Origin of the sequence: Streptomyces sp. 2A115, from assembly GCF_052245575.1 — a bacterium.
Lineage (GTDB): Bacteria > Actinomycetota > Actinomycetes > Streptomycetales > Streptomycetaceae > Streptomyces.
The window spans coordinates 1-13378 of sequence record NZ_JBQQCG010000114.1 but is presented as its reverse complement, the minus strand read 5'-3'; the positions used below and the strand labels follow the sequence as shown (position 1 = coordinate 13378).

Sequence of the window (13378 nt, the reverse complement as noted above, 5' to 3'; positions counted from 1 at the left end):
GGCGTGTTCGTTCGCTCGATTCCAGCCGTCGGCCACGCCGAAAACCTGGTCGGCCACGTCAAGAAGTCGGATAGGAGCAGTTCTGTGTCGCCAGTGTGGACGACTCCCGTCCAGGGGCAGCAGCGCCTCTGGATCGCCGAGGAGATGGCCCCTGAGAGTGCTTACCATGTTTCGCCCGGGCTGCGCATGCAGGGAGAGCTCGACGAGCAGGCCATGCTCAAGGCGATCCGTGGAATGGTCTCCCGGCACGAGTCGCTCCGCTGTGCGCTGCGTCTTGACGACGACGGGCAGCTCTCCTGTGAGGTCCGGGAGCCGGACTCGTTCGCCGTGGAGGGGGTCGACCTGACCGGCACCGACGAGGCAGCGGCCCGGTTGGCCGAGTTCTCGGTCGAGTTCTCGCGGCGGCGGTTCGATCTGGCGAGCGAGGTCCTGCGGATCGCACTGGTCAAGGTAGCGGAGGACGATCACGTCCTGCTGGTCGTCGGCCATCACGTCGTCTTCGACGACTGGTCGGTGTCCCTGTTCTTCCGCGAGCTGGAGATCGGCTACGCGGCCGCATGCCACGGGAGCGACCCTGACCGGTTGCTCCCGCCACTGGAGTTCGGCTATGCCGAACTCGCCGCCGCGGAACAGGCAGCCATCGACAGCAAGATCATCGAGAAGCAGACCGCATACTGGGCGGACCAGCTCGCCGGTGCCCTACCCTGCGACCTGCCCCTCGACCGGCCGCGGCCCCCCGTGCCGACCGGACTGGGCGTCCGGCTGTTCTTCTCCGTACCGGACTCGCTCGGGAAGCGTCTGGTGGAGGTCGGACGCGAGCACGGGGCCACCGGCTTCATGACCGCCGTCGCGGTCTTCCACGCCGTGCTCCGCCGCCGCACCGGGCGCGAGGACATCACCGTGGGCACCCCCGTCTCCGGGCGCACCTCGCCCGAACGGGAGCGCCTGATCATCAACCTGGTGAACCTGCTCGCCATTCGATCACGGCTACCGGGCAAACCCCGGTTCGTCGACCTGCTGGGCGAGGTCCGCACCGCCGTGCTGGGCGCGTTCGCCAATCAGGACGCGACGCTGAGCGACGCGCTCGGCCGTCTGCGGGCGAAGAACCCGGGGGGGAGGCCCGCGGACATCGGGATCGTCTTCGAGATCCAGAACAACACCAACGCCCACATGGGTGCCTTCCTCGGCCTCACCGATGACGACCTGCCGGCATTCGCCGGGTTGGCCACCTCCGCGTACCTGATCCCCGACACGAGGGTCAGGTTCGACCTGGAGATGCAGATCGTCGTCACCGGGCCGGGCAAGTTCGACGGCGTGCTGGTCTACTCGCCGGAGGTGTTCGAGGAAGGCACGATGCGCGCGCTGATCGAGGAGTTCCAAGCGGTCATCCGGGCGGTCGTGCAGGACCCGTTCATCGTGCTCGACGATGCGCAACTGCCGTCCGAGGAGTCACCGGCCTGGAACGCGTGATCAGTGGGCTCGGCCACGCCCCGAACGGGATCCGCCGCCTCCGGGGGAGTCCCGTGCGGGGCGGCCTTGGCCCTGAACCCGGACGTCAGGCCTGGCTGCCGTACCGCACGCTCACCCGCTGGAAGCCGAGGGAGCGCAGCAGGCCCTCCAGCATGTCGATGGTGTTCTTGTCGGCGTGGGCGGAGGTGGCTCTCCCGCGCGGCGCCTCGCTCAGGTGCTTCACGGCGAGTTTCTGGACTGCCTGCTCACTGCTGGGATTGTCGCGGAAGACGTCGCCGAGCCGGTCGAGCCCTTGAGCCCGCCGAGATCGACGTAGGCGTCGACGGTGCCGGCGCCCACGTACAGGGTGCGCCAACCCTTGCCACCGAGGGACCGCTCCGCGCTCGTGCTCGCCTGCGCCACGGTCGGCGGATCCACGACCGGTTTCACGGCCGCGATCGTCTTCACAGTCCACCGAGGCTGGTCGTGGCTATCCGCCGGACTACCACTGCCGGGTCTTCCGCACCCAGGAGCGTCCCTGGCAGCAACCCATCCCGGGCCGCGGAACAACTCTCACAGTTATCTTCTTCGCGGTCCTGCAAGTTGGCCGCTGGCCTCCGGGCCCGGCATGACTGTGCCCCCCTGTCGAACGGATGACCTGGGGGGCCTACGTTGTTGATGGGTCGGATGGGCTGTCGTACGGTCCGGAGGATCCAGTGGCCCCGGGTATGGCTTGGGGGTGGTTGCCTTTGATGGTTCCTGTGACACCTGGCCGCCCGGGGCTGCACGACGACTCGACCACTGATGAGGAGCTGCGGGCCTTCGGGTATCGCTGAGTAGGACCATGCTGGCGTGGTCGTCCGGACGCACGGAGTACGTCGAACGACCGGAGGGACCATGGCCTGGAACTGGGTCGGAACCGACATCGGCAAGGTTCACCATCACACCGTTGTCCTGGACAACGAGGGAGAGGTGCTGCTCTCGCGGAGGGTGGTTAACGACGAGCCGGAACTGCTGAAGCTCGTTGGCGACGTCCTGGAGCTGAGCGAGGACGTCGTCTGGGCCGTGGACGTCGCCGACGGCATGGCCTCCCGGCTGGTCAATCTCTTACTCACCCATGAACAGACGAGCGTCTATCTGCCCGGCCTCGCGGTCAACCGGGCCTCTGCCGGCTACCGCGGCCTGGGCAAAACCGACGCGAGGGACGCCCGGGTCATCGCAGACCAGGCACGCATGCGCCGCGACCTGCACGTCCTGACTCCGGAAAGCGAACTAACCGCCGAGCTGCGGGTCATGACCGACCGGCGGGCTGACCTGACGTGCCGTTGCCGACGTGGGCGTCCAGGGCGTCGGAGACGATGCGCTCGGACTCCTTGAACCCGCCGATCACAGCGTCGAGAACGGCGTGCGACGAGCACTCGACCACCGCGACTACTCTGGCCTGCGGATTGCCCATCGGTCTGTGCTGCGAGCCGGACTTGCCGAATCCGTCATTGTTGCCCGCCGTGTCCGGCACGGCCAGCAGCGTCCCGTCCAGGGCCAGCACCCGAAGCCCCCGAAACAGCTCTCCGCCACCGCCCAAGGTCGGGCCACGGCCTGGAACAGCTCCCGCAACACCCCCCGAGCCGCTGCCGGGGCCCTGGTCAGCGAGGACTTGTTCACCCTGGCCCGATGACGCGGAGGCGCGTGTTTCACCGTCCAGTGTGGCGTGCGGCGGGAAATTCCGTGGTATTCGCAGTTACAGCGGCTGCTTCATACGGATCAGCGGCCCGCCGGCCTCCGGCCCGCACCGCTCATGCTCTGGTTCCGCGGTGCGTGGCCCTGGGGCAGGGACGGTCTGGGGGCGGCGGCGGAGCCGGGCGCACCGCGCTGGGTGGACAGCAGAGCTGGATAGAGGGGTACGAGCCCCAGCCGGCATGCCGTCAGTGCCACCTCGACCCGGTTGCGTACGTTCAGTTTGGTCAGAATGCTGGACGTGTACGACTTGATTGTGTTCTCGGCGACCCCTAGCCGCCTGGCGATCTCCCGGTTCGACAGCCCGTTGCCGATACCGCGGACCACCTCCAACTCCCTCGAACTGAGGTCGGCCAGTTCGCCGGGCACCGTGGCCGGGTCATGGTTCGGCAGGAAGGTGAAGCAGGAGAACAGACGCCGGATCACCGGCCCGGCGAGGAAGGGTTCTCCATCCGCGACCGACCGAATCGCGGTCGAGAAAACCCAGTCCGGGGAGCTCTTGAGCACATAGCCGTGGACACCGGCGCGCACGGCGCACAGCAGGGTGTCGTCGGTCAGCTCCTGCGCCATGAGTATCACTCTGGTGCGACAGGTCGTGCCGCCGAACCGGAGGACGCCGCGGGTGACGTCCAGCCAGCCGGCCGGCGGCAGCGAGGCGTCCACCAGCACCACGTCGGGCCCTTCCTGTTCCACCAGTTGGAGGGCTTCCGCGGAGTTCCCGGCCGTACCGATGACCTGGACGTCGGTGCCGCGCTCCAACAGCGATCCGATGCCGACTCTAGCGAATTCTTGGTGGTCAACGATCACGACCCGGACGGGCCGGACCACCGTACTGACCGGGCGCGGAGCGTGAGCAAGTACCACGACGATCCCTTCGGGAGTGTCTAATCAACGGCGGATCTGATGATCAAGGAGATGCGTCTGATGACGGAGACCGCCGTGGAGAACGAGCAGGCCAAGCAGGTGGTTCAGGCACCGTCGAGTGCCGTGTCGGACGAGCAGCTCGTTGCGATGCTGGTCGACCGTGCTTGCAAACGAGGGGCTGCAACTGGCCGGCGAGGGCGGGCTGTTGCAACAGCTCACCAAGCGGGTGCTCGAGTCCGCCCTGAAGGGTGAGATCACCGACCACGTCGGCTACGAGAAGCACGATCCGGCCGCGAAGAACAATGGCAACAGCCGCAACGGGACCCGGGCGAAGACCGTGCTGACCGATGTCGGCCCGGTGGAGGTGAGGGTGCAGCGCGATGCCGCCGGCAGCTTTGAGACGCAGATCGTCAAGAAGCGGCAGCGGCGTCTGACCGGCGTCGACGAGATGGTGCTCTCCTTGTCCGCGAAGGGCCTCACTCACGGGGAGACCTCCGCTCATCTCGCCGAGGTCTACGGGGCGGAGGTGTCCAAGCAGACCATCTCGACCATCACCGACAAGGTCATGGACGGCATGGCCGAATGGCAGAACCGGCCGCTCGACCGCGTCTACCCCGTTCTGTTCGTGGACGCCATCAACGTGGAGATCAGGGACGGGAAGGTCGCGAACCATCCGATATGCATGGTTATGGCGGTGGCCGTGGACGGCACTCGCGACATCCTCGGCATCTGGGCTGGTGGCGGCAGCGAGGACGCCAAGTACTGGCTGCATGCGTTCACCGAGCTGAGGAACCGCGGCCTGGACGACGTGCTTATGCTGGTCTGTGACGGGCTCAATGGACTGCCCGAGGCCTTGGAGACCGTCTGGCCCCGCCCGATTGTCCAGACGTGCGTGGTTCACCTGCTGGGCAACTCGTTCCGTTACGCGGCCCGTCAGAACTGGGACAAGGTTGCCAAGGCGCTCAAGCCCGTCTACACCGCCCCGAGCGAGGACGCGGCGGCGGAGCGGATCCTGGAGTTCCAGGACTCCTTGGCGACGAAGTATTCGGCGATCGTGAAGCTGTGGTCCGACGCCTGGGCCGAGTTCGTGCCCTTTCTTTCCTTCGACGTTGAGATCCGCAAGGTCATCTGCAGCACGAACGCGATCGAGAGCGTCAACGCCCGCATCCGCAGGGCCGTCCGCGCCCGCGGGCACTTCCCCAACGAGGCCGCCACTCTGAAGTGCATCTACATGGCGCTGATGAGCCTGGACCCGACCGGCAAGGGCCGCAAGAGGCGGACTATGCGCTGGAAGGCGCCCCTGAACGCCTTCCAGATCGCCTTCGAAGGCTGCCTGACCCCGAGCGGCAACTGACACCTCAACAACCAAGATCAGCCGTTAAGTTGACACACCCGTTCACTTCCGCTTTATGTTCGACAGTAGGCGGCTGTTGAGAGTCTCGGAGGGTGTTCTCCAGCCAAGGGTCCTGCGGGGCGCCCCACTGTTTGACCAGACTAGCCCGTTGGCCGGAGTCCACCAGCGGAACGCTGACCGCGGTATAGCCGTCCCCGTCAGCGTGTGCGACGGCGTCGTCTCCCTCGAAGACACCGTCGCTGTACCATCCGAATACCGCCCCGACGCCGATCATCCCGAACGGGCCGAGTTCCACCGCACGAAAGGCGCCGATACTGCCCGCGCCGATTACCGTCACGCCCCGCTCGATGGCGTCAAGGACTTCCTTGTGCCGCAGCGCGAGTGTCTGATGGTACAAACCATCGACGATAACGACGGTGTCGCCAGCGCGAATGTCCGGCGCGAACAGATCTCCGTGTTTGGTGGGAGAGTCTAACCGGGCCTGCGGGAATCGCTCGTTGAGCACCGCAGCCGGACACGACGGCCCTACGAACACATGCACGATGCCCATGCCGTCCGCCTGCTCCGCCATGACACTCCTTCGCTCGGTGTCTCAGCACATCCCGAGAGTTCTTGGCAGGAACCGTAAGTCGCCCTTCCACCTGGTAGTTGACCCTTGTTGCCTGGTGTGCGCCCGATATTGCTGCTGCGCTGTCGAGACACTTCCGCTGCCCCTTTTCCAGCCACTTCAGCTCGTACGCCGACAGGCGCCCAGTCCAGGGGCGGCACGCCGGTCGCTGTCTGTCCGGAGCTGGCGTCCATCCGGCCCAGTCCCCGGACGGCGAGCACGATGACGACCAACAGCGCGGCCGCCACGTCAGCCACCAGTACGAGAAGCAGGAGACAACCTGCGGTGAGGGCACCCTCTACGCCGGAGGGCTGCTTGTCGGCAAGTTCGGGCATGGCTTAACGATCGCCCGGCACCCATCCTTCCGAGCGGTCCGTCGCCGACTCGCAATCCAGGCGTACTCCGCTCTTCATGGGCCTACCCGGCCCCGGCGATCTCTCATAGACACTCAGTTTGAGCAGGTGGAGGGTGAGGGTGGACTGGGGCCTTGACCCAAGGCCGGGTAGTTGGGGCTTGCCGATCATTAACTCGCCGTTTTGATCTCCGGTTTGGGGATGCCGAGGTGTGTGATGAGGCCGGTGAGATCGTCGAGGGTGGCCAGTTGGGTCTCGGCGGGTTTGATGGCGTGTCCGATGTCGTGGAGGAGCCGGCGGGTTTGACTGATGGCCCGGTTGAGGGTCACGGGTGTCACGGTGAAGAGCGGGGCGATGACGACCTGGGGGAGTTTGAACCTCTGGTAGAGGATGGTGGCCAGGAGCCGGTCGACGAGGGTGAGGCCGGGGCGTCGGCCGGTGTAGAGGCCAGCGGCAGGTGTCTTCTGCCGGTCGCCGCCGCGTCGCTGATGGAGGTCTGCTTCCCGTTGAGCCGCGCGGGCCGCTGCCAACTCGGTGACCAGCGAGTCCCACTGCTCGTGCGGGATGCCGGTGAGGGCGGGATGGGTCAGCCAGGCGCGGCCGGGGCCGGCTTCGTTCTGGGGCGGGATCGGAAGGACGCCGTCCCGGCTGTGTTCCTGGGGGTGGAGGGTGTAGTTCCAGTCGCTGTGCCAGTCATGGCGGCTCAGTGGCAGGGCGTTCAGCTGCCCGTCACTGATGCGGACGCCGGTCTCGTAGAGGGCGGTGTCGAGTTCGGCGCGGACTGTCAGTCCCGTGCGGGTGGTGGTCGCTGCGATGCTGTTCACGATGACTTCATGGCTGGTCAGCGGCCTGCCTCGCCAGTTCATCGTGATGTGGGAGAACAGTCGGTGCTCGATTCGGTTCCACAAGGCCGTCCGGGCCCGAGGCCACTTCCCCACCGACCAGGCCGCCCTCAAATGCGTCTACCCGGCCGTCATGAGCCTGGACCCGACCGGCACCGGACGCAAACGCTGGACCATGCGCTGGGAAGGCCGCACTCCAAGCCTTCGACATCACCTTCGACGGCCGGCTCACCGCCGGAGACGACGCTGAAGAAAACCGACCGAGTTCCACCGTTCACTACACAGACCCGTTTGAGATCGGACACGACGGGCGTGCACCCAGGGGCAGATGACACATCAGGTGGCTGATGGGGTGTCAAAACCAGGTCGCTGCAAGGCGGTGGTGCTGCCACACTGGATGCGCCGAGGGCCCAGTCCCCGCTCACCGCGGGAAGGCCCGCACGGGGGAGGGCTCATGTCCAAGGAGTTGAGCATCGTCGCCCTCGGACACGAGGAGGCGGCGGCCGCACAGCCCTGGCAACTGGAGGCGCTGCGCGAGGACCTGCTGGCCCTGGACGTCGACCGGGTGGGCGCGCTTCCGGGCGGCGTCGCCCCGGCGAACAGCCGGTCCGGCATGGCCGAGACACTCGGAGCGCTGCTGGTCGTCCTGCAACCGTCGCTGCCTCTGCTGGAAGCGGCCGTCGCGATTGTCCGGGACTGGATGCCCCGGGCCGATTCGCGGACCGTCGTGCTGGAGATCGATGGACACCGGCTCGAACTCACTGGTGTCGCCAGTGCAGTTCAGCGGCAGCTGGCCGACGAGTGGCTGGCGGCGGTGACGGCAGACCACCCGTGAGAGAACAACGGCGTCACGCACTGCTGGTGGCCACGAGCTCGTACGAGGACTCGGGGCTGCGGGCGCTGAGGGCGCCGTTGCGCGACGCGACCGAGCTCGCCCGGGTGCTGGGTGACCCGGCGATCGGCGCATTCACCGTGGAGATGCTGAGCGACCCTGGTGTGCACGAACTTCGCCGCGGGGTCGAGGACTTCTTCGCCGACTGTCAGCCGACGGACACGCTCCTGCTTCACTTCGCCTGCCACGGGCTGAAGGACGAAGGCGGAAGGCTCTTCCTCGCAGCCGCGGACACCGTCCGTACCCGACTGGAGTCGACGGCGATTCCGGCCGAGTACGTGAGTCGGCTGATGATACGGAGCCGTGCCGGGCGCGCCGCGGTGATGCTGGACTGCTGCTACGCCGGGGCCTTCGAGCGGGGCCTGTTCAGCCGTGCCGACCCCGAAGTGCATGTCGAAGACAGCTTCAGCGCGTTGAAGCAGGCGGACGGTGAGCGGGGCCGGGCGGTGCTCACGGCGTCGAGCGCTGTCGAGTATGCCTTCGAGGGCAGCCACGTGGTGCCGAGCGCGGCCGCCGGAACGACCATGGGCGGCGGGTTGCCTGAGGGCCGACCAGTACCGTCCCTGTTCACCGGCGCGCTCGTCGAGGGACTGCGGACCGGCGACGCCGACCTGGGCGGGGACGGTGCGGTCGGTCTGGCGGAGCTGGCGCAGTACATCGGCGAGCGGGTCCGCGCGGCTACTCCGAACCAGAATCCGCAGCTGTGGATGTTCGGTGCGTACGGCGATCTGACCATCGCCCGGGCGCCGCGGCACCCGGACCCGGTGACCCTGCCGATCGGTTTCGTTGTCGCCCCGCACCAGCCGATGGGACGCGACCAGCGGCTCCGGGCGGTCGCCGAGCTGCGAACCTCGCTCGACAACCCGGACACGTCTCAGGCGCTGGCCGCCTGCGACGAGCTGGACTGGTTCACCCGCGACGACGATACGAGCGTGCGCGCGGCGGCGCAGCTGGCACGTGCAGCCGCGGCGCCCCGGATCACCCAAGACCACTGGGATCTCGGCGTGATCCCACTCGGCCGACTAGGACCGGATGTTGACGTACCCGTACTCGGCCCCCCGGTGGTACGGGCGACCGTCGAGGCCTCCTCGGACAGTGACTGGCTGCGCGCGCGGCCCGGCGGTCATGGGATCGTGCTGTCGGTGCTCGCCGAGGCGCCGGGCGTCCACGAGGCCCGTGTGGTGGTGCGCACCGCGACGGGGGAGTGCACGCTGACGGCGCGGGCGGAGATCGCCCCGCACACCGTGGCCTCGGTCGTGACCTTGCGAAAGACCGAACCGCTCCGCGCGAGCTTCGGCGCGGGCCCGGCGGGCCCGCGGATTCTCCTCGGAGGCAAGGCGGTTGGGGCTGCCCTGATGCTGGCCGCGGCGACCGAGTCGACCTCTCGTGGAGGCGCGTGGCCCGTCTTGGTGCTGGTATCGGGGGCGCTGGTGGGGGCTGCGGTGGTGGTCGCCGTTTGGTCGATGCTCTGGGGCCTGGACCGACGACTGCTGGGACGCACTGGTGTCATAGAAGTCGTCCTGTGTGTCGGCGCCATGCTGACTCTGGGCATCCGCATCCTCGTCTGGCCTGACGAAGGCGTCGGGGTGGACTTCTTCGTCTTCGCGGCCGGCGCCGTCTTGTACATCGGAGTGAGCGGCCTGTTGCCGACCAGCGAACGGGACTTGAAGGGGCGGCTGTTCCACGGTACGACCGCTGTCCTCACCGTGACCACCATCATCACCGTGGCACTGCTGCGCCCGCCCGGCGACCGGCCCGTCGCCCGCTACGACCGCCCCCGCGGCGACATCCTGGTCGAGCGCAAACCCGTCACCGGAGCGAAGGACACTGGAGACACCTCGCGCTACCTGCGCACCTACAAGGAAGGCCCGCTCTACGCGGCCGTCACGGGGTACGCCTCACAGGCCTACGGCACCTCGCTCCTCGAAAACACCGAGGACGACGTGCTCACGGCCGCACGCTCCAGTCAGGAAAAGGGCGACTTCGTTATCACCACCATCAACTCGGCCGCGCAGAAAGCCGCCTTCCAGGGGTTGGGCGACAGACAGGGCGCTGCCGTCGCCCTCGATCCGCGCACTGGCGCTATCCTTGCGCTGGTCTCCACACCGTCGTACGACCCGTCGACCTTCGCGGGTACCTCGGCGGCCGACCGCGCGGCATGGAAGAAGTTGGAGCAGGACAAGAACCATCCGCTTCTCAACCGGGCGTTGCGGCAGACCTACCCTCCAGGGTCCACATTCAAGGTGATCACCGCCGCCGCTGCGCTGGAAGGCGGCCTGTACGACTCCATCGACGAGGCGACGGACTCACCGTCGCCGTGGATCCTGCCGGAGACAACCACCGAGTTGAGAAACGCGAGTGACACCCTCTGCGAAAACGTGTCGCTTCGGCAGGCACTGGCCGAGTCCTGCAACACGGTGTTCGGCAAGATCGGTTCGGACCTCGGCAGCAGGAAAATGCTGGCGCAGGCGGAGAAGTTCGGCTTCAACGCCGAGCCTGTGGTTCCCGTCCGTGTGAGCGAGTCGGTCTACCCCGACGATGCGGGGCCTTCCCAGAACGCGCTCAGTGCCATCGGCCAGTACGAGACCTCCGCCACCCCGCTTCAGATGGCCATGGTCGCGGCGGCCGTCGGCAACGACGGCGCGCTGATGCGGCCGTACCTGGTGCTGGAAGACCTGAACCCCAGGAAACCGATGAGCCGACCACTGTCCGCGGCCAACGCCGACAAGTTGCAGGACATGATGCGGGCGGTCGTCGAGAGCGGTACCGGTACCAAGGCCGCGATCACCGGCGTCGAGGTCGGCGGCAAGACCGGTACCGCACAGAGCGGCCGGAGCCCGTTCTCGTGGTTCATCTCCTACGCCAAACCGGAACCTGGCTCACCGGCCTCCGTCGCCGTCGCCGTGGTGGTGCAGGACGACGACACCGAGAGCGAGGACGTCAGCGGTGGCGGAGTGGCCGCGCCCATCGCGAAGCGAGTGATGGAAGCGGTCCTCGACAAGTAGGTGTCCCCTTGGTCTGGTCTGAACCCGCCAGGATCCCCCGGCTAGCCACTTGATTCTTTTTGTTCATTCTGGCCCGGTGCATGAATATGTCGACACGGCGAGGCCCGGAAAAAGTTCAGGTGTCGTGCGTGACTCCCTCCTTCCGGATCCCCCGGGACGCTTCAAGCCGTTCATGAACGCCCTCAAGAGCGGCTTCACGCAGATCGCCGCCACGGTCGGGATGATCTGCTGGACGATGTACACCATGCTGAGCAGTTCAGTCACTGACTTGACAGAAGCAAGGACCAGAAGGGGCCGCCCCGCGCGGGCGGCCCCTTCTGCATGACGGCCGCGCGGTCACCCGGGGATTGCGCCGCACAGAAGAGCCCGAACCTGAGGGGAAGCAGGCCGCCGGGCCGCCGGCAGTGCCGTCGGTCGCGACATCCACCCGGGGAAGAGCAACACCGCCTGCTCCCTCACGGCCCCGCAGGACCACTGCGAGGACCTGAAGCGCAAACTGTGACTCGCAGCGAACCTCGCCAGTCCGGGCTGTGAAGACGCAGGCTGCGGCCGTTCTCTCAGGCGCAGTCGGCCACCGTTCTCAGCGGCAGTTGGCCAGCCAGGCCCCGGAATAGGTACGTCCGCCGAACGAAATCGCAGGTCGAAAGATCCACGGCGGCGTCGGCGGGGGAGCAGTTTCCTGCTCAGGTGCGGGCGTCTCAATTGCGGCCGCGGGCGTCGTCTCGGGCTCGAGCCAGGAGAACAGGGACTCTTGCAGGTGAACGCGGCCGGTCTCGGTTGAAGGCGACTGTCGCGGTCGTCACCGTTCCCCCGGATCACTGCGGGGTTGACGAAAACGCAACCCCCTTCACTGCACCCGAACGTCAACGGCTGTGTTCTGTTACGCCCCGACGGCTGCGCCCGGGGAGGGAAGGCCCCGGGCGCAGCCGTCGGGGCGTACGAAGGTGATCCGGAGGACGTGCCCAACGGGGCGAGAACGATCTTGGTTGAGGGGCGGCCAGCGACCGAGCACCCTTGCGTGGCCGGGCCGTCAGAGGTCGTTTTCTCCCGATGTTTCATCCCGGAATTGGTGTTTGATCCCGGGGTGTCGGGAAGCGCCAGGAGATGGTGGCTTCGCTGGTGAGGCGGCGGGCCATCAGGTCGGTCATGGCTAGATGGATCATCGCCTCGGAGCGGGCTGGGAGGGTCTCGTAGTCGCGGGTCAGACGGCGGTGGAACATCAGCCATCCGTAGGTGCGCTCCACGGTCCAGCGCTTCGGGAGTGGCGTGAATCCCCTGGTCCCGGGGGTGCGTTGGACGATTTCCATGTCGATGCCGAGGCGGGCGGCGTGCTCGACGAGGTGCTGGCGGTAGCCGCCGTCCACCCAGACTTTGCGGACCGAGGGGTGGGCGGCGGCGACCTGGTCGATCAGGTGGGTGCCGGCGACGGAGTCCTGCACGCTCGCGGCCGTGACCAGCACCGCGAGCAGCAGTCCGAGGGTGTCGGTGACGATGTTGCGCTTGCGGCCCACGATCTTCTTCGCCGCATCGGTGCCCTGCCCGGCGGCCGGGACGCTGGTAGAGGTCTTCACGCTCTGTGCATCGATCACGCCCGCGGTCGGCTCCGCTCCCTTGCCCTCCTGCTGGCGTAACAGTCTCCGCAGCACGCCTGCGAGCTGAGCGAACACGCCGTCGCGCTGCCACTTGGCGAAGTAGCCGTACACGGTTTCCCAGGGCGGGAGGTCGTGCGGCAGGTAACGCCACTGCACACCGGTGCGGTCCACGTACAGGATCGCGTTCATGATCTCGCGCAGATCATGCTCGGGCGGGCGTCCGATGTTCAGCGCACGCCGGCGCCGCTCGGCCCGCCAGGCACTCAGTACCGGCTCGATCAACTCCCAGCGGGCATCGGACAGATCACTCGGATACGCACGACGCTCGGTCATGACCTGGACGTACCGCTGTTCAGGGGCGTGCGCCCAGGCGTGCAGGGCGACCAGTAGAAGCACCCACCACCGACGTCTTGGGATGAGACAGGAGCAAGCCCGATTCCGCCCCAGTCGTCACCCCATAGAGCACGTCCGCCAGGTCAACCCCGCCAGTCCCATCAAGAGAGCGACCCCACCTCGAGAGATGCAGGAGAAAGTATCTCATCAAGGGTGAAAACGACCTCTCAGCTTGGCGTTTAACGTCGCAGGTCACTCGACCTGCTGAGATCCTCGGAAACCGGCGGCACGTGACGCGGCCGTTCTTCACGCTTCGAGATGTCGAGTAACGAAGCACGAAAGAACGGCCGCTG

At 67.1% G+C, this 13378-nt stretch carries 7 protein-coding genes and 4 pseudogenes; 6 read left to right on the top strand and 5 right to left on the bottom strand.

Translation table 11 applies throughout. The features are described 5' to 3' along the window. Positions 1-84: 84 nt before the first annotated feature. Positions 85-1470 (top strand): condensation domain-containing protein, encoded by a 1386-nt coding sequence (locus ACTWQR_RS50390; protein ID WP_443234069.1) that lies wholly within the window; start codon positions 85-87, stop codon positions 1468-1470. Between the two features lie 85 nt (positions 1471-1555). Here the strand turns inward: ACTWQR_RS50390 and ACTWQR_RS50385 are convergent. Next, a pseudogene (locus ACTWQR_RS50385) lies at positions 1556-1830 on the bottom strand (DUF4230 domain-containing protein); the annotation flags it as partial. Positions 1831-2346: 516 nt separating this feature from the next. Here ACTWQR_RS50385 and ACTWQR_RS50380 point away from each other — a divergent pair. Continuing rightward, a pseudogene (locus ACTWQR_RS50380) lies at positions 2347-2766 on the top strand (IS110 family transposase); the annotation flags it as partial. Between the two features lie 444 nt (positions 2767-3210). Here ACTWQR_RS50380 and ACTWQR_RS50375 read toward each other — a convergent pair. Further along, positions 3211-3990 carry a LuxR C-terminal-related transcriptional regulator gene (locus ACTWQR_RS50375; RefSeq protein ID WP_443234068.1) on the bottom strand — a complete coding sequence of 260 codons (780 nt, stop codon included), beginning with the start codon at positions 3988-3990 and terminating at the stop codon, positions 3211-3213. A gap of 217 nt (positions 3991-4207) precedes the next feature. On the opposite strand from ACTWQR_RS50375, the gene ACTWQR_RS50370 reads away from it, so the two are divergent. Further along, complete coding sequence (locus ACTWQR_RS50370) at positions 4208-5401, top strand: IS256 family transposase (RefSeq protein ID WP_443234067.1); 1194 nt, start codon at positions 4208-4210, stop codon at positions 5399-5401. Between the two features lie 4 nt (positions 5402-5405). Here the strand turns inward: ACTWQR_RS50370 and ACTWQR_RS50365 are convergent, their stop codons facing one another. Together ACTWQR_RS50365 and ACTWQR_RS50360 are read right to left on the bottom strand one after the other, a co-directional pair. Further along, the gene (locus ACTWQR_RS50365; RefSeq protein ID WP_443234066.1) at positions 5406-5972 is read right to left on the bottom strand and encodes a TfuA-like protein; all 567 of its coding nucleotides are present in this window, start codon (positions 5970-5972) and stop codon (positions 5406-5408) included. 559 nt (positions 5973-6531) lie between these two features. Continuing rightward, a pseudogene (locus tag ACTWQR_RS50360) lies at positions 6532-7275 on the bottom strand (ISAzo13-like element transposase-related protein); the annotation flags it as partial. On the opposite strand from ACTWQR_RS50360, the pseudogene ACTWQR_RS50355 reads away from it, so the two are divergent. The 3 genes and pseudogenes from ACTWQR_RS50355 to ACTWQR_RS50345 form a co-directional block, all read left to right on the top strand. Then, a pseudogene (locus ACTWQR_RS50355) lies at positions 7259-7430 on the top strand (IS256 family transposase); the annotation flags it as partial. The pseudogenes ACTWQR_RS50360 and ACTWQR_RS50355 sit on opposite strands and share 17 nt — an antisense overlap. 227 nt (positions 7431-7657) lie before the next feature. Next, positions 7658-8038, top strand: a complete 381-nt coding sequence (locus ACTWQR_RS50350) for a hypothetical protein (protein WP_443234065.1) — start codon at positions 7658-7660, stop codon at positions 8036-8038. Continuing rightward, positions 8005-11100, top strand: a complete 3096-nt coding sequence (locus ACTWQR_RS50345) for a caspase, EACC1-associated type (RefSeq protein WP_443234064.1) — start codon at positions 8005-8007, stop codon at positions 11098-11100. Before ACTWQR_RS50350 ends, ACTWQR_RS50345 begins: the two co-directional genes overlap by 34 nt. A gap of 1055 nt (positions 11101-12155) precedes the next feature. Here ACTWQR_RS50345 and ACTWQR_RS50340 read toward each other — a convergent pair. Beyond that, the gene (locus ACTWQR_RS50340; RefSeq protein WP_443234080.1) at positions 12156-13025 is read right to left on the bottom strand and encodes an IS5 family transposase; all 870 of its coding nucleotides are present in this window, start codon (positions 13023-13025) and stop codon (positions 12156-12158) included. Between the last annotated feature and the right edge of the window lie 353 nt (positions 13026-13378).